The organism is Pseudovibrio denitrificans JCM 12308, assembly GCF_001310815.1.
In the GTDB taxonomy this organism is placed as follows: domain Bacteria; phylum Pseudomonadota; class Alphaproteobacteria; order Rhizobiales; family Stappiaceae; genus Pseudovibrio; species Pseudovibrio denitrificans.
In genome coordinates, this window is the sequence record NZ_BAZK01000010.1 from 73,093 (window position 1) to 88,262 (window position 15,170).

A 15,170-nucleotide genomic window follows, 5' to 3' on the forward strand; every position below is an offset into this window, starting at 1 on the left:
ATAAGAAAGTCAAGAATTAAACGCGATAGAGCCCCCCTAGCTCTTGAGGGTATCGCGACTGTCCACTCTAGCCAAAATTGGGGAAAGGCTGAGGCGAATGACTGACATGGAAAAAACTCAGGAAAGCTCTCAAAATCAGCCACATGAGCGCACTGTAGATAGCAAGGCACTCTTTGGAGATGAGCGTGAGATCACAATCTCCCACCGCGAGGATCTCTACCGATTGTCGATCACAAAACTTGGCAAGTTGATTCTCACTAAGTGAGCAATTGGCCATGAAAAAAGCCGGCCTGAGATGAGGCCGGCTCTTTCCTTTAGACTGTGCTGAAGCTTAGTTCAGAGCCTGCTGCAGAGCGAACGCGTCGCCTTCGACCTTGAACAGGCCGTAGGAGCCAGGAACGTCGCCAGCATTGTCGAAGTTCAGGTCGCCAGATGCGCCTTTGTAGTCGATGTCTTTGCCTGCTGCGATCAGCTCAACTGCTTTCTTCCATTCGCCTGGGAGAACTGCTTCGCCCTGACCATTGGATACGGCAGACATTGCTTCGGAAACCTTAGCAGCATCACCACCAGCTTTCTCCAGAGCCAGCGCCATCAGGAATGCAGCATCGTATGAGTTGGATACGAAGATTGCATCTGGGTTGCCACCAACGGACTTGTAAGCTTCGTTGAAGATTTCAAGGCTGTTGGACTTCTCGCCGACTGGAGAAGACGCAATGAAGGTTGTCAGGTTTTCAGCACCCAGTTCGCGAATGATTGCGTCTGACTTCATGCCGTCGCCGCCAACGAAGTTGGTGAAGAAGCCGTTTTCCAGCGCCTGACGCAGAATGGTCAGGCCAGTGCCATCACCGTAGTCGAAGATAACAAGTGTATCAGCACCGCCGCGGGAAAGCTCAGCAAGGTTGGAACGGTAAGACGCCTTACCTTCTTCGTGAGCTGCGTAACCAGCGATTTCGCCGCCGTTTGCTTCAAACTCAACCTTGAATGCGTTTGCCAGACCGCTGCCGTAGTCGTTGTTCAGGTATGCAACAGCAACTTTCTTGGTGCCGAGGTTCAGCAGAGTACGTGCAAGAGAACGACCCTGGAAGTCATCGGACGGTACAGTACGGAACACCTGACCTTTGTCTTCCAGACCTGTGATTTCAGGGGAAGTACCGGATGGTGTGATCAGAGTGATGCCAGCTGGAACGGTTACGGAGTTTGCAACTGCCAGAACAGAACCAGAGCAGTGTGGGCCGATCAGACCAGCTACCTGCTCAATGTTTACGAGTTTGGTTGCTGCATCAACACCGTTCTGTGGGTTACAAGCACTGTCACCAACAACAGCTTCCAATTTCTGGCCACCCAGAATGCCGCCCTGCTCGTTTACCTGCTGAATAGCCAGCTTCGCAGAGTCCAGCATTGGTGGAGCCATTGCTGCGATCGGGCCAGAAATACCTCCCAGAAGACCGACTTTCACATCAGCCTGAACAGCGTTGGATGCAAGTGCAGTAGCGCTGAACAAGCCTGCTGCTAATGCGATTTTCTTAAGCATCAGTTCACCTCCAAAGAGCCCTGTTTTAAACGGTTTCCGGATTGGTCAGGGCGTTAAAATTGATTTTCTATGAGTGCTCGCGTTACTTCGCTGCACTTTCTTGTTTTTGAAAGGTTTTGACTTCTGGTCTGTCTGCGGTTCCCTGAGGTTCCGGCAGGATTCCTTCCGGTCTGAACCGAAGGACCAACTGCAGAAGCAAGCCAATGATGAACACGCGCATGTACTTAGCCTTAATGGCGTATTCGGTAGGCAGCTGGTCCGTTACAAACTCAGAGGCAGACCAGATGATCCAGACAACGGCAACACCAAGAAGCGCACCGCGGTTGTTTCCTGAGCCACCGAGGATCAACATAATCCAGATCAGGAATGTGGCAATCATCGGATCGATGGCTTCTGGGGTTATGGAACGGTTAAAGTGAGCGAAGAGCGCACCACCAAGGCCCATCACAGCAGCACCGAAGATGAACGCTCCAGTCGGCGGGCTTTGATATCCTTACCCATCGCCGTTGCGGCATCTTCGTTGTCGCGAATACCGCGCATCATACGGCCCCAAGGGGCAGAGATCTGGCGTTCAATCGCCCAGTACACAACTGCAACAATTGCCAGAACCAGCGCGAGATAGGCCAGCTGCGAGTACAAGTAAGACAGATCACCGAATGGACGTGGGATCTTGTTAACGCCACGCGCACCGCCAGTCATCCAGCCTTCGGATTTGACGACGAGACGGATGATCTCAGCCACACCGATGGTCGCGATTGCCAGATAGTCGGAACGGAAGCGCAAACACACCTTGCCAATTGGCCAAGCGATCGCACCAGCAGCGATCATCGCCCCGATCCAACCGACTACGACAGGCAACTGGAAGCCACCCAGGTGCACGGAGGATTCTGGCGCTGTCAGCAGTGCTGATGTGTAGGCACCAACCGCGAAGAAGCCAGCGATACCGGCGTTGAAGAGACCTGAAAAGCCCCATTGAATGTTAAGGCCAAGGGCGAGAAGGGAGTAAATGCCGATAAAGATCGCCATGAACACCGCGTAATTAAGCAGACCGATGAGTTCCATGGTTCGTCTCCCTCCTACAGAACTTTACCCTTGAGCAGACCGGTTGGCCGCACAAGAAGGATGAGCAGGAGGATCGCAAATGCCATGGCGGCCTTGTACTCTCCCGGGATAAACAGAACGGATGTTTCTTCGGCGATACCCACGATGAGGCCGCCAATAACAGCGCCTTCCACGCGGCCCACGCCGCCAAGAATTGCAGCAGCGAACATTGGCAGAAGCATTGTCCAGCCCATGAGAGGTTTCAGCTCTGTGTTGATGCCGAGGAAGAATCCGGAAGCTGCACACAGGATGCCGACAATACCCCAGGTCAACATCGTGATCTTACGGTTATCGACACCGGAAAGCAGAGCGAGATCCGGGTTGTCGGACATGGCACGCATGGCCTTGCCCCATTTGGTTTTCTGCAGGAATGCCCAGAGAACCCCAACAATCACGAACATCGCAATGATGGTGTAGATCTCGCGATCTCGGATACGGATGCCCCAGTAATCTTCCGGACGAACGATGCCGCGGGTGTAGGTTTCGGTATCGACACCCCAGATTACCTGAACCACAGCACGCAGCATCAATGCGATGCCGAGTGAAGACATCACGACGATGATCTTCGGGCGTTCAGAGAGGTAGTCATAAAACACTTTATCGATACCGATGGCCATGATGGCACAAACGATCATCGCAACTGGTAGAGCAACCCAAGGGCTCACACCAAAGATGGTCACCACACCCAAAGCAGCGAAAGCGCCAAGGGTTGCGAGGTCACCATGCGCAAGGTGCGCAAATCTCAAGATGCCAAAAACAAGCGTGATGCCGACCGCGCCTAGAGCGTAGATAGAGCCCAGCACGATCCCCGGCATGAGGTAAAAATTGACGAATTCCATGAATGGCATTGGATTTTCCCTTATTACCCACCGAGGAACATTTCAGCGACTTCACGATCTGCGAGCAGCTCCTGACCGGTGCCCTCGTGCCGGTTGCTACCAGCGGCGAGAACATAGCCTTTGTCAGCAAATGCAAGCGCCTGCTTGGCATGCTGCTCTACAAGCAAGATCGAAAGACCTGCATCACGCAGGTTGCGGGTGATCTCAAAAATCTGCTCCATGTACTTTGGAGAAAGGCCAGCAGTTGGCTCATCCAAAAGAAGCAAAGTTGGGTCGAGCATCAGTGCGCGGCCCATCGCAACCATCTGGCGTTGACCGCCGGACAGGTTGCCAGCCAATGCGTTGCGACGTTCTTTGAGATCTGGGAACAGGGTGTAGACCCTTTCCAAGCTTTCAGAAATGTCGCCTTTCCGAAGGAAGGCACCCATTTCGAGGTTTTCGTGAATGGTCATCTCACGAAAGATATTGTTCACCTGAGGAACGTAGCAGACACCGTGCTGAACGATGCGGTTTGGCTTCCAGCCCGCAATGTCGGTTCCGTTGACAACGATAGAACCACCACGAACTTTCAGCAGACCGAAGATCGCTTTCATCGCTGTCGACTTGCCAGCACCGTTCGGGCCAACAATCACCACGATTTCCTGCTCGGTCACCTGCATATCGACACCCTGCAGGATGTCTGCATCACCGTAACCACCACGAACGCCTGTCATGGTGAGGATTGGCTTGCCGGAGTATTTTTGTTGCGCGGAGTTCTTGGACATTGGTTGCTCTGCAATTGCTTGAGAAGTCATTAGAGTGCAGCCTCCCCAACCGTTTCTCCCAGGTAGGCTTCCAGCACACGCGCATCTGAACGAACGGTCTGGAAATCACCTTCGATAAGCACAGAACCTTCAGCCATACAGATGACCGGATCGCAAAGCTTCTCGATCATCTCCATATCGTGCTCAATCAGAATGAAGGTGTAACCGCGTTCTTTGTTCAGGATCAGGATTTTGTCTTCCAAACGACGCAGCAAAGTACGGTTGACGCCTGCAGCTGGCTCATCCAGCAGAACAAGCTTTGCGTCAGTCATCATGGTGCGGCCAAGCTCAAGAAGCTTCTTCTGCCCCCCCGACAGATTGCCAGCACGCTCATTTGCAACGTGAGACAGTTCCAGAAACTCAAGCGTCTCCAAGGCCTTCTGGCGCACTTCTTCTTCTTGTTTTTTTACGCTGCCATAGCTGAGCCAGTTCTGGAACAGGCTTTCCCCCTTCTGTGAAGGTGGAACCAGCATGAGATTTTCCAATGCAGACAGACGATGAAACTCGTGCGGAATCTGGAAGGTGCGTACCAAGCCTTTATGAAACAGCTGATCAGAGCTGAGGCTGGTTACATCTTCTCCCAAAAAACGAATTTTTCCAGCAGTTGGCTGAAAGGCACCGGCAATGAGATTGAACATTGTGGTTTTGCCAGCGCCATTCGGGCCAACTAAACCTGTGATTGTGCCTTTTTGAACCGAAAACGAGCAATTATTTACGGCTCTAAAACCGCCGAATTGCTTCGACAGCTGTTCGATTTCCAGCATTATTATCCCCCCAGACTGCAAAGGACTGGCGTTTTATTGTTGTCAAGCTCCTACCTAATGCCCTTAGTAGCATATTATTTCAAGGCAGAAGTCCGCGCCTTTTGCAGCCATAACACTCGATTATTGTGGTTCTGTCTGGACAAGTTGAGTGAAACTTTCCAGATTCCATTCCCTTACAACCTTCCCATAAGTTGCAAGAAAACAGCTTCGACTGCGCATATATTGCCTGAAACATATAGATAATTCCACTTATATGCGCAGTTTCAATGGTTTTTAGAACAAAATAATTTCACAAATTAGGTAATTTTCGCAGCAATCTTACAGATCGCTGCGTACCTGCCAAAGTTCTGGAAACAACACAGTATCCAACATTTTTTTCAGGTATGGCGCTCCAGAGGTGCCCCCGGTGCCCATTTTGCTTCCAATAATGCGCTCTACGGTTGTGAGATGATTGAATCGCCATCGCCGAAAAAAGTCTTCAAAGTCGATTAGCTTCTCTGCGAGATCGTAGAAATGCCAATTATCGCGCGGATTGCGATATATTATTTCCCAAGCCTTCTGAACAGACGCATCGGTTGTATAAGGTTTCGTAACGTCTCTTTTGAGCACTTCATCCGAGATTTCGAAGCCAGCACGCGCCAGAGCGCGCACCATCTGATCATAGATGCCAGGAGCCTCATAAATTTGATGAAGCCACTTTGAAACTTCAGGCATATGTTCATGCGGTTTCATCAGGGCTGGGTTCTTGTTTCCAACCACAAACTCGATCGCCCGATACTGATAGCTCTGGAAGCCAGATGATTTGCCAAGGCTGTCGCGGAAGGTGGTGTAGTCGCTCGGCGTCATGGTGCGCAGGATATCCCAAGCACCATTTAGCTGAGAGAAGATCTTGTTTACGCGAGCCATAAGCTTAGAGACCTGAGCAAACTCATCCTGAGCCAGACAGTTACACGCCTCTGACATCTCCCGAATTGCCAGTTTCATCCAGAGTTCAGCTGTCTGATGCTGAATGATAAACAGCAGCTCATCATGAGCATCTGTCAAAGGTGCTTGCGCTCCCAAAACATCTGACAGGCGTAGGTAGTCACCATAGGACATGTTTTCTTTGAAAGAGAGCTCAGCCCCGTGATGCTCCATTTCGCGATTAATGCTCTCAACCATGCTTATGTAACCTTGCTTTTCTGGTGGTACTCCGGCTTATCCCAGAGATCACCTGCAATAATTTCTTCCAAAATTTCAGCTGCTTTAAAGACGTCCGCAAAGGAGAGATACAGCGGTGCGAACCCAAAGCGAATGATGTTTGGTGCGCGGAAGTCTCCGATCACACCGCGATCAATAAGCGCTTGCATTACTGCATAACCCTGCTCGTGTCGGAAAGAGACCTGCGAACCGCGCTTCATCGGATCAGTCGGTGAGGCAAGCTCCAGGTTAGGACAACGGCGTTTAACCTCTGAGATAAACAGTTCACTCAGCTCAATGGACTTGGCCTGCAATGCTTCCAAATTGGTATGATCAAATACATCCAGAGAGGCATTCAATGCGGTCATGGCAAGCACTTGCGGTGTACCAACCCGCATCTGATCTGTTTTTGCAGAGGGCGTGTAGCCCAGATCAAACGCGAAGGGGGCGTCATGGCCCATCCAACCTGTTAGCGGATTACCCGAAGTAGCCTGATGTTTTGGCGCGACATACACAAATGCTGGCGCACCGGGACCGCCATTCAAATACTTGTAGGAACACCCAACAGCGAAATCGACGTTAGCGTCCTTGAGATGAACGGGGAATGCACCTGCAGAATGGCACAGGTCCCACATCGCCAGTGCACCAACTGAATGCGCTTTTTCGGTGAGCACTTTCATGTCGTGCTTACGGCCAGTTCTGTAGTCAACTTCCGTTAGCATCATAACTGCAACGGTTTCATCAAGAGCAGTCTCAACTTCTTCCGGCGCGACCAGCCTAAGCTCGATATCACCGCCAGTCAGCTCTTTGAGACCCTGCGCCATATAAAGGTCTGTCGGGAAGTTGCCTGTGTCTGAGAGAATGACTTTTCTGCCCGGACGCAGCTTCATTGCTGTCGCGAGGACTTTGAAGACATTCAGGGATGTGCTGTCGGCACAAATCAGAGTGCCTTCTTCAGCGCCAACCAGTTTTGCAATCCGGTTGCCTACTCTGCTTGGCAGATCAATCCAGTTATGACAGTTCCAGCCTTTGATGAGGCTCTTGCCCCATTGCTCTTCAACCGCGTTGGTGAGAACTGAAGACACATTTTTGGGTAGAGCGCCCAGAGAATTGCCATCCAGATAGATAACCCCATCCGGAATTGAGAATAACTGCTGCAAATGAGCAAGTGGATCAGCTGAGTCTCTTTGCTCAATGCTTACTGCGTCCAGTTCCACTGTCAGGCCCCCTATTATCTTTTTGTGATCGTGCTCGGATTGGCATCAAATAGAAACCGAGCATCGATTCCATTTTTTAATATTTCAAGTTTAAAGTATTTTTAGCAACAGTCTCACCATGAAGTCTAGGTAAAAAGTATTATCTGGAAAAATCGGAACAAATATTCTAAATACGCAAAAAAGGAAATAAATCTGGCTTGGCTGAGCCGATTTACAGCGATATCTTGCAATAGCGCTGAATTTTAGTAAGCAGTACAATTGATCATCAGGGGCAGATCCAACTTCTTAGCGTAACAAAAGAAAGATCCGCTCACGGCCAAAGACCTGTGTCAAACAAGAATGGAAAAGGCCGGATCACTGTAAGGAAGATACCCATGAAGAGCGCCCTAAGAAAGACAGAGGCGCAAACCTGGCCAGAACCAAAACGCCAGTTTGCTGCGCTGCCTTTCAAAAAGAATAAAAAAGGTAAACTGCAAATTCTTCTGATTACTTCCCGCGAGACCAAGCGCTGGGTTCTCCCTAAAGGCTGGCCTATGAAGGACTTAAATGGTGGGGAAGCTGCTGAGCAGGAAGCTTTTGAAGAAGCAGGCATTCGGGGTGATCTTACCGAACAAGCTGCAGGTATCTACCATTATCCTAAGCTGCGCGTGACCAAAGAACCTATTCCATGCCGCGTAAAAGTATTTCCATTGGAAGTCACGGAAATGCTTGACGATTGGCCTGAAAAGGATGAACGCACACGGAAATGGTTCTCCGTGCGCGATGCTGTTCATGCTGTTGATGAGCCAGAATTGAAGGCATTGCTGGCCAACTGGTCTCCGGACGAAGACTAATTTTCGAGCTGTTTGTCAGATCCGCTCAGCTTTAAAGCGGCGCTCCAACCAACGTACTCCCTGAGAGACAATCAGGATCAGCACCAGATACTCCAGCACTAGGACTGTGTAGATCTCCAATGGTCTGTACTCTGTGACCACGAGCTCATTTGCGCGTCTTGTCAGATCTTGAAGGCCAATAACGGACACGAGACTGGACATCTTCAGCATGTACACCAGCTGATTGCCCAATGGCGGCAGCATGCGGCGGATGGCTTGCGGAAGGATGATGAAACGTAGGCGCTGGAAATAACTGAGGCCGAGGGAGTGACCAGCTTCGATCTGCCCTTTATCTACGGACTGAATGCCCGCTCTGAAAATCTCAGCCTGAAATGCACTGTCCGATAAAGCGAGCGCCAATACGCCAGCCCAGAAGACATTGATCGAGATGTTCGCAACAACTGGTAGGCCATAATAGACCCAGAAGATCAGCACAAGGCTTGGCACTGAACGGACAACTTCAACGTAGGTTCGGTTGAAGCAAGGCCAAATTTGTTATCTGAAAGCCCCGGCAGCGCAACAAAGAGACCAACGAGCATAGAGATGGCAATTGCGGTAAGTGAAACACTGATTGTTTCTTGCAGCCCTGCAATCATGAAACCGAGATTGACCCTGCCCGTCTCCGTTTCCGGTGAGACCACATACCAGCCCCATTGATCTCCAGAACAGCCCGCCAAAACAACTGCCAATGCGGCGAGCACTGCTGCATTTCGGAATTTCAAGGTATCCACCTTCCAATGTATAAAGAGCTGCTGCCAGAAGCCAAAGATGCAAGCAGCTCATGTATCTGCCTCAACACAGATAAATTGCCGGACACAAAACCTAGAGTGTCGTGCGCTCTTATACAAATCTTATAGGGACTTACCGCACACAATTAGTTGAAGTCATTTTTCTTACCAAAACGGCATTGTAGTTGGCGCTAAAATGACTAGTTTTGCAGTGGGCCAGATTCCAACTGCGTTTCAAGGAACTCTCATGAAGATGCTACGCTCATTTCTTACTTTACTTTTTGCCGTGGGCACGTTGTTCTCCGGCTCCGCATTTGCGCAATCCGCGCTCAATGAAATTCTCGACTCTGGTGAGCTGAAGGTTGGAACAACCGGCGACTGGAACCCAATGTCTGTCCGTGATCCTGCCAGCAATGGGTATAAGGGTTATGACATTGATATCATGAATGAGCTGGCCACCGATCTTGGCGTGAAGCTTACCTTTGTTCCAACTGATTGGAAAACGCTGGTGAACGGCATCGTAGCTGGCAAGTACAACCTGACTGGTTCCGCTTCCATCTCTCCAAGCCGCATGAAAGTGGCTGGTTATTCTGAGAGCTACATCTCCGTTGAGATTCTGCCATTTACGACCAGCAACAAAGTTGAACAGTTCAACAGCTGGGACAGCATCAACCAGAAAGACGTGACCGTCGCGACTACTCTGGGCACCACCTTTGAGAAGCTGAGCAAAGAATGGTTCCCGAATGCGACCATCAAGGTTGTTGAAGCCCCTGCTCGTGGATATCAGGAAGTGCTCTCTGGCCGTGCTGATGTGTTCATCACTTCCAACATTGAAGGTGCGACACTGAAAGCTAAATTCAAGCAGATCACCAATGTGCCGGTTGCTGAGAGCAGAAACCCAACACCGATCGCAATGCTGATGCCACAGGATGATCAAGTCTGGATCAACTACATCAACAACTGGATCAAGATTAAGAAGATGAATGGCTTCCTTGATGCGACAGCCCAGAAATGGGGACTGGCGCAGTAAGAAGCTGCTCTTAAAAGCAAAAAAAAGGCGCTGCATTTGCGGCGCCTTTTCTTTTGGTTTCAGCATTCCCTATGCATCTACCTGAATGAACTTCGCCACCCAGTCCTGCATGGCTTTGCGATTGATATCAATCGAGGTGGCTGCATGAGACAGAGACTGCATCGCCTGCCACCAACGCTGGCACTTGGGCTTCAATTTCAGCTCACCACCAAACAGAGACGCCAGCTGCTGTGCCTGAGAGAAGGTGGTTGCAAAAGCGCATTCTGCCAAAGTGACATGATGGCCAACGGCGTATGGCGCTGCCTCGATCATATCTTCCAGACGCTCGAACGCGGCGCTCATGTCTTCAATCAGTTGCTTATAGACCTCATCACCCGGGGATTTCCCGGCTTTGATCGGTGCGTAGAAAGCACGAACGGAAGGCTCAATACGAGTGTCGTGTAGCCCCATGAGCGCACGCACCTGCGCGCGTTCAACAGGGTGTTCAGGTAGCAAGGCTGGAGAAGGTGCGGTTTCTTCCAGATATTCAAGGATCGCATTTGAATCTGACAGCGCTGCGCTTTCATCCTTCAGGCCCGGAATGGAGCCCGCCGGAACAATCTTTTTATATGCTGTTGATCCATACCCATCAGGCGGCGGCACTTCGGCGTAATCCAGTTCCTTCATGTCCAGCGCAATGCGAACTTTCGCGCAGAAGACGGATTCTGGATAGGCAAAAAACTGTATCATTGGATCACCAGATTGTGCTTAGCAACGGTGCTGCTTCACGCACATGCTTGGGAACACGCGGCAGACAAGAGCACCTCGGGAGGAGGACGCAATACAATTTGTGTTGCATTGCAAACTTGGTATTTTTAGCAGTCTATGAATTGTTGCGCCACTTCAACCTTTGGGTACGCTGTATTTTGGGCAGCACTATGAGTGGCCACAGTCAGCCTTTGTCGCAAAGCTCAAAGTTGCTTGGCGCTATCTAAGTTCACCTTGAAGATCATGAGATCATCGCGGCGCTCGACTTCGCCTTCCAGAGAGATCAGCAGAGCAACCCAGTCTTCAACCTCAGAACTCAAAGGCTCACCGTTTTCATCTGCCAAAAGGAAAAACTCGCTTCCCAGCAGCGGTGTGGTGGTGACGAAGACCGGCGGGATACCGCCTATGATACAGAGGTTAGCGCAGGCTTTGTGAGCTAAGCCCACGCCCGGACGCATAGCACCGTTGTAACACTTGCCATCACAGATCTCGCCTGTGAGCCGCCATTTGCCTAGGTGCTCAGCAGGTGCCGGAGTGAAGTTCGGCACCGGATTTTCAGCAGCACGCAAGGAGACCTTGCCACCAACCTGCAGCATATCCAGATCACCACGTTTGAGCAGAATGCCGCCAGCATCGACAGGCTGACCATCCAGCGGCCCCGCAAGCTGCTGCATCCCCCGCTTGCCAACGCCTGAAATCAGCATGGCATGCGGTTTATCGCGGCCATCCTCGCCGGCTGGAAGGCGTAGCAGCGGATAAGGTTTGGCATCTACATAACCCGTGAAGGTTTGATAACCCGCGCCCCAAGCAAAACGGGCATCGCCGGGATCAGGCACAGACGAGCCAATGCCCAGCGCGACGCCTGCAGCAGCGCCAACCAACACTGCTGAAATCAGGAACAGGAAGCCCTGAAGGCTCTTGGGTGGCTTTTTCGCCCAACCGATAAAGAAGGGATCAGGTTTCTTCTTGGCCATTAGCTTCCCTCCGCAACCATCGGGGATACGACAGGTTCGACATATGTGCCCGGAGGCAGTGCCTCAATGTTCAGCCAGAGGCGTCCATTTTCCAGCTTGAGCCGATAGGTGGAGATCTTCTCCGTGAATGGAGGTGGCGATTTCCCATCTTCCAGACGATACTGATAGCCATGCCATGGGCATGTCACACAGCCATATACGATCTTGCCTTCTCCAAGAGGTCCATTCTGGTGGGCACAGACATTAGAGATTGCTGAGAGCTTCTTGCCGTTTCTGAAAATTGCCACACGCTCATCATCTGTGATTGAGATAATACGCGCCCGCTTGTCCGGCACATCCTTAGGATCACCGGCATCCATCCATTTGCCGGTATCATCGACGTCGTTTTGCTGCGTGTCTATGAGATGCTCGTTGCGAGCCGCGAGCAGATGAAGCGTTACAACCAAGGCAACAGACGCACCGACTGCAGTGGTCATGAATGGACCAGCAGCGCTTTGAAGTGCACCAAGAGCAACGTGAGCCACGATCAACGCATATGCCAGATAGATGCCCATATGGAGGAACTTCCATAGGGTTGGCTTCAGGAAATGGAGCCAAAAATCATGGCTGGTGACGGCGAGGATCGTCAGGATCAGAAGAGCAAAGACGCCGAGTATTTCAAAAGGAAATCCGAGGAAACGGTCAAAGCTTGTGTTGACCATGAAGACTGAAACATAGCGGTTGATTGGTGAGAATGCATTGTACCAACCAAGAATGTTGTCGACATGGAAGTAAGCCAGAACACAGGTGATCACCCCCAGATGTCGGCGGTTATAGAGCAACGGTAGGAAGCGTTTATCCAACCGGGCCATTGGGCCGATGCATAGGATGAATGTGAGTAGGAAAAAGACACAAGTTCCAAAGGCCTGCGCTTTGTAAATGTCCCAATCAATCGGCCTTGTCACCGTTTGGAACATGGGCGCGACGTAAATGTAGATTCCCAGATAAGCCCCAACGGTTGCCAGTACGACAGCATCGTAGACAAACTTCGTTCGGTTCCAGATCACTGGCACATATTTAACACTCACTGGTTTGCCTCCAGAACCGATTTAGCAGCAGCATCAAGGGGAACGGGTGGTTCTTCGTGCGTTCCGGTGGGGCGCATCAAAAGCGCGAGCCCAAGAATGATTGGAATGAGAAAGGCCAGAACGAACCATATAGTTCGGTGGGCTTTGCGGTAGGCGCGTTGCATTACTTTTTGCCCTCCTGCTCTTTGTGCAGTTCGGCTTCTTCCTTATCCAGCAGGATCTTCTCACCTGAGCGTTCCAGGGCGACCCAGCGAACAATGACGATTGGCCAGAGCAGGATAAGACCTGGAATAATTTGCAGACGGAACAGAAAGGCTCCACGTGCCGCAAGCTCGATACGTCCTAGCCCGATGGTTATGAAAGCGAGGGCCACGATCAGACCAATCACGCAGTAAATTTGTGCAATCAGAATAATACTTTCAGCAACAACCATATCTGCAACCTACTGATCTTGTTCTGCGATTAACGTCTCTCTCACTCATTCGGACCATGCCCTGCCCAACTGATGCCAGCGAGCTCTGACATTTCTTTCTTCCAGCTGGTGATGTCGTCGACTGAGAAGTCCGAGATATGAGCGTGTCCGCATGCACGGGCGAGAACTTTCATCAGCTCCACCGAGGCTGAGAAGAATTTCTCCAGACGCTTAGCGGATTTTTCGACTTCCAGACGGGCGACAAGGTGGTCTTTCTGGGTCGCGATGCCAACCGGGCAGTTGTTGGTGTGGCAAGCGCGCATGGCGATACAGCCAATGGCTTGCATCGGGGCATTTGCCAAAGCCACTGCGTCTGCTCCCAAAGCCATTGCTTTTACAAAGTCTTCGGGCTTACGCAGGCCGCCTGTGATGACGAGCGTTACATCTCGCTGGCCACTTCGGTCCAAATGTCGACGTGCTCGTGCGAGGGCCGGGATGGTTGGAACCGAGATGTTATCACGGAACACCAATGGTGACGCCCCTGTACCACCGCCTCGTCCATCGAGGATGATGTAGTCCACACCCACTTCCAGCGCGGCATCGATGTCTTTTTCGATGTGCTGCGCAGAAAGTTTGAAGCCGATTGGGATACCGCCTGTTCTATCGCGTACCTCATCTGCAAAATTGCGGAAGTCTGCGGGCTTCATCCATTCAGGAAAGCGAGCTGGAGAAATCGCGCCTTCTCCAGGGTTCAATCCCCTCACCGCAGCGATTTTTTCGGTTACCTTTGCAGCTGGCAAGTGTCCACCAGTTCCGGTTTTTGCAGCCTGTCCGCCTTTGAAGTGGAAGGCCTGTACTCTTTCCAGCTGTTCCCATGAGAAGCCGAAGCGCGCTGAGGCAAGCTCATAGAAATAGCGTGAGTTTTCAGCCTGCTCTTCCGGCAGCATTCCGCCCTCACCGGAGCAGATACCTGTGCCGACACTCTCAGCACCGCGTGCAAGGGCAATTTTGGCTGGTTCAGAGAGCGCGCCAAAGCTCATATCCGAAACGAAGAGCGGAATTTGCAGGCGCAGCGGCTTTTGCGCCTTGGGGCCGATGACTACATCCGTACCAACAGGTTCCTCATCCAGACGTGGAGGCCTATGCAGCTGAGCTGTCAGGATCTGGATGTCTTCCCACTGAGGCAGCTCTGTGGTTGGTACGCCCATGGCTTCGATAGCACCATGGTGCCCTGTCTGTTTCAAGCCTGCACGTGCGTAGTTCTGGATCAGCTTGTTGTGAGGTTCTTCTTCGGTGCCGTGAAAGTCGGCATACTCACCAAGATACGATTTGCGGAAGTACGGCTGAGGGTTGTCTTTTGCCCAGGCTTTGACTTCGTCTTCATCTACGTAGACAGCGCTATCTTCCACGAAGTGGGTGAACTTTTGCAGGCACTCTTTGTTGTCGTAGGCACTGACACCGGAGTTCAGTCGGTAATCCCAGTTATGAAGACCACAGATCAGGTTTCGTCCTCTGACATACCCGTCTGAGAGCAAAGCGCCACGGTGCAGACAGCGGCCATACAGGACGGAGATATCCTCATCAAATCTAACAATGACGAGATCTACCCCACCAACTAGAGCATGAGCAGGTTTGCGATCTTCCAGTTCATTTAATGCAGCAACTTGCACCTTACGCATTCAGCGGCATCCTTACGCTTTTACAGCCTTGCAGCTGTTTGAGTGCATTTCAAAAAGTCAGATCACCAAGCTATTCTACGTACTTATCCTTAACTGTTCTATTTGGCACAGTTGCAAAATACATGTCCGAAACATCCCGGTGCATTGATGTTGTAAGCTGAGAGTGTTCAAGAATAACTGCACCTGACTTTACCCAAAGTTAGTACCTGACCTGCAAGAGACCATTA

General features: G+C 51.2%; 17 protein-coding genes and 1 pseudogene. 3 read left to right on the plus strand and 15 right to left on the minus strand.

What is annotated here, in order from left to right; genetic code table 11:
* The first annotated feature begins 97 nt into the window (after positions 1–97).
* Positions 98–265 (plus strand): hemin uptake protein HemP, encoded by a 168-nt coding sequence (gene hemP, locus JCM12308_RS27875; protein ID WP_014283935.1) that lies wholly within the window; start codon positions 98–100, stop codon positions 263–265.
* Positions 266–331: 66 nt separating this feature from the next.
* Here hemP and JCM12308_RS14795 read toward each other — a convergent pair whose 3' ends face one another.
* The 7 genes and pseudogenes from JCM12308_RS14795 to kynU all read right to left on the minus strand — a co-directional run bounded on the left by JCM12308_RS14795 (position 332) and on the right by kynU (position 7,434).
* Complete coding sequence (locus tag JCM12308_RS14795) at positions 332–1,531, minus strand: ABC transporter substrate-binding protein (protein ID WP_014283934.1); 1,200 nt, start codon at positions 1,529–1,531, stop codon at positions 332–334.
* Positions 1,532–1,613: 82 nt separating this feature from the next.
* Positions 1,614–2,593: pseudogene (locus JCM12308_RS14800) on the minus strand (branched-chain amino acid ABC transporter permease).
* Between the two features lie 14 nt (positions 2,594–2,607).
* Entirely contained in the window at positions 2,608–3,480 is an 873-nt protein-coding gene (locus tag JCM12308_RS14805) for a branched-chain amino acid ABC transporter permease (RefSeq protein ID WP_008552312.1), read from the minus strand.
* A gap of 14 nt (positions 3,481–3,494) precedes the next feature.
* On the minus strand, positions 3,495–4,265 hold the full coding sequence (locus tag JCM12308_RS14810) for an ABC transporter ATP-binding protein (protein ID WP_235861722.1): 771 nt from the start codon (positions 4,263–4,265) through the stop codon (positions 3,495–3,497).
* The gene (locus JCM12308_RS14815) at positions 4,265–5,038 is read right to left on the minus strand and encodes an ABC transporter ATP-binding protein (protein ID WP_008552365.1); all 774 of its coding nucleotides are present in this window, start codon (positions 5,036–5,038) and stop codon (positions 4,265–4,267) included. The genes JCM12308_RS14810 and JCM12308_RS14815 overlap by 1 nt, the downstream gene beginning before the upstream one ends.
* Positions 5,039–5,356: 318 nt before the next feature.
* Complete coding sequence (gene kynA / locus JCM12308_RS14820; protein WP_054784288.1) at positions 5,357–6,199, minus strand: tryptophan 2,3-dioxygenase; 843 nt, start codon at positions 6,197–6,199, stop codon at positions 5,357–5,359.
* Positions 6,200–6,201: 2 nt separating this feature from the next.
* A complete protein-coding gene (kynU, locus tag JCM12308_RS14825) occupies positions 6,202–7,434 on the minus strand; it encodes a kynureninase (RefSeq protein ID WP_054784289.1) in 1,233 nt (410 codons plus the stop codon).
* 374 nt (positions 7,435–7,808) lie between these two features.
* Between kynU and JCM12308_RS14830 the strand changes: the two genes are divergently transcribed.
* Complete coding sequence (locus JCM12308_RS14830) at positions 7,809–8,267, plus strand: NUDIX hydrolase (protein WP_054784290.1); 459 nt, start codon at positions 7,809–7,811, stop codon at positions 8,265–8,267.
* A 15-nt stretch (positions 8,268–8,282) separates the two neighbouring features.
* Here the strand turns inward: JCM12308_RS14830 and JCM12308_RS30050 are convergent, their stop codons facing one another.
* Together JCM12308_RS30050 and JCM12308_RS30055 are read right to left on the minus strand one after the other, a co-directional pair.
* A complete protein-coding gene (locus JCM12308_RS30050; protein WP_208978606.1) occupies positions 8,283–8,753 on the minus strand; it encodes an amino acid ABC transporter permease in 471 nt (156 codons plus the stop codon).
* Positions 8,735–9,007, minus strand: coding sequence for a hypothetical protein (locus tag JCM12308_RS30055; protein WP_208978607.1), 273 nt, complete (start codon positions 9,005–9,007; stop codon positions 8,735–8,737). The genes JCM12308_RS30050 and JCM12308_RS30055 overlap by 19 nt, the downstream gene beginning before the upstream one ends.
* A gap of 223 nt (positions 9,008–9,230) precedes the next feature.
* Between JCM12308_RS30055 and JCM12308_RS14840 the strand changes: the two genes are divergently transcribed.
* Positions 9,231–10,064 (plus strand): transporter substrate-binding domain-containing protein, encoded by an 834-nt coding sequence (locus JCM12308_RS14840; protein WP_208609118.1) that lies wholly within the window; start codon positions 9,231–9,233, stop codon positions 10,062–10,064.
* Positions 10,065–10,133: 69 nt separating this feature from the next.
* On the opposite strand, the gene JCM12308_RS14845 is transcribed toward JCM12308_RS14840, so the two are convergent.
* The 6 genes from JCM12308_RS14845 to JCM12308_RS14865 all read right to left on the minus strand — a co-directional run bounded on the left by JCM12308_RS14845 (position 10,134) and on the right by JCM12308_RS14865 (position 14,943).
* Positions 10,134–10,793 (minus strand): glutathione S-transferase family protein, encoded by a 660-nt coding sequence (locus JCM12308_RS14845; RefSeq protein WP_054784291.1) that lies wholly within the window; start codon positions 10,791–10,793, stop codon positions 10,134–10,136.
* A gap of 221 nt (positions 10,794–11,014) precedes the next feature.
* Complete coding sequence (locus tag JCM12308_RS14850; RefSeq protein WP_054784292.1) at positions 11,015–11,785, minus strand: hypothetical protein; 771 nt, start codon at positions 11,783–11,785, stop codon at positions 11,015–11,017.
* Positions 11,785–12,852, minus strand: coding sequence for a Rieske 2Fe-2S domain-containing protein (locus JCM12308_RS14855; protein WP_054784293.1), 1,068 nt, complete (start codon positions 12,850–12,852; stop codon positions 11,785–11,787). The genes JCM12308_RS14850 and JCM12308_RS14855 overlap by 1 nt, the downstream gene beginning before the upstream one ends.
* Positions 12,849–13,016, minus strand: a complete 168-nt coding sequence (locus tag JCM12308_RS28330) for a hypothetical protein (RefSeq protein ID WP_164845319.1) — start codon at positions 13,014–13,016, stop codon at positions 12,849–12,851. Before JCM12308_RS28330 ends, JCM12308_RS14855 begins: the two co-directional genes overlap by 4 nt.
* The gene (locus JCM12308_RS14860; RefSeq protein WP_014283922.1) at positions 13,016–13,285 is read right to left on the minus strand and encodes a hypothetical protein; all 270 of its coding nucleotides are present in this window, start codon (positions 13,283–13,285) and stop codon (positions 13,016–13,018) included. The genes JCM12308_RS28330 and JCM12308_RS14860 overlap by 1 nt, the downstream gene beginning before the upstream one ends.
* 41 nt (positions 13,286–13,326) lie before the next feature.
* Positions 13,327–14,943: a glutamate synthase-related protein gene (locus JCM12308_RS14865; RefSeq protein ID WP_054784294.1), complete on the minus strand. Its 1,617-nt coding sequence runs from the start codon at positions 14,941–14,943 to the stop codon at positions 13,327–13,329.
* Positions 14,944–15,170: the final 227 nt, after the last annotated feature.

Bases quoted from the DNA above. Each gene is read 5' to 3' on its own strand.
- hemP (WP_014283935.1), top strand. From the start codon at position 98: ATGACTGACATGGAAAAAACTCAGGAAAGCTCTCAAAATCAGCCACAT.
- JCM12308_RS14805 (WP_008552312.1), bottom strand. From the start codon at position 3,480: ATGCCATTCATGGAATTCGTCAATTTTTACCTCATGCCGGGGATCGTG.
- JCM12308_RS14795 (WP_014283934.1), bottom strand. From the start codon at position 1,531: ATGCTTAAGAAAATCGCATTAGCAGCAGGCTTGTTCAGCGCTACTGCA.
- kynA (WP_054784288.1), bottom strand. From the start codon at position 6,199: ATGGTTGAGAGCATTAATCGCGAAATGGAGCATCACGGGGCTGAGCTC.
- JCM12308_RS14850 (WP_054784292.1), bottom strand. From the start codon at position 11,785: ATGGCCAAGAAGAAACCTGATCCCTTCTTTATCGGTTGGGCGAAAAAG.
- JCM12308_RS14865 (WP_054784294.1), bottom strand. From the start codon at position 14,943: ATGCGTAAGGTGCAAGTTGCTGCATTAAATGAACTGGAAGATCGCAAA.
- JCM12308_RS14840 (WP_208609118.1), top strand. From the start codon at position 9,231: ATGACTAGTTTTGCAGTGGGCCAGATTCCAACTGCGTTTCAAGGAACT.
- JCM12308_RS28330 (WP_164845319.1), bottom strand. From the start codon at position 13,016: ATGCAACGCGCCTACCGCAAAGCCCACCGAACTATATGGTTCGTTCTG.
- JCM12308_RS14845 (WP_054784291.1), bottom strand. From the start codon at position 10,793: ATGATACAGTTTTTTGCCTATCCAGAATCCGTCTTCTGCGCGAAAGTT.
- JCM12308_RS14830 (WP_054784290.1), top strand. From the start codon at position 7,809: ATGAAGAGCGCCCTAAGAAAGACAGAGGCGCAAACCTGGCCAGAACCA.
- JCM12308_RS14860 (WP_014283922.1), bottom strand. From the start codon at position 13,285: ATGGTTGTTGCTGAAAGTATTATTCTGATTGCACAAATTTACTGCGTG.
- JCM12308_RS14815 (WP_008552365.1), bottom strand. From the start codon at position 5,038: ATGCTGGAAATCGAACAGCTGTCGAAGCAATTCGGCGGTTTTAGAGCC.
- JCM12308_RS14810 (WP_235861722.1), bottom strand. From the start codon at position 4,265: ATGACTTCTCAAGCAATTGCAGAGCAACCAATGTCCAAGAACTCCGCG.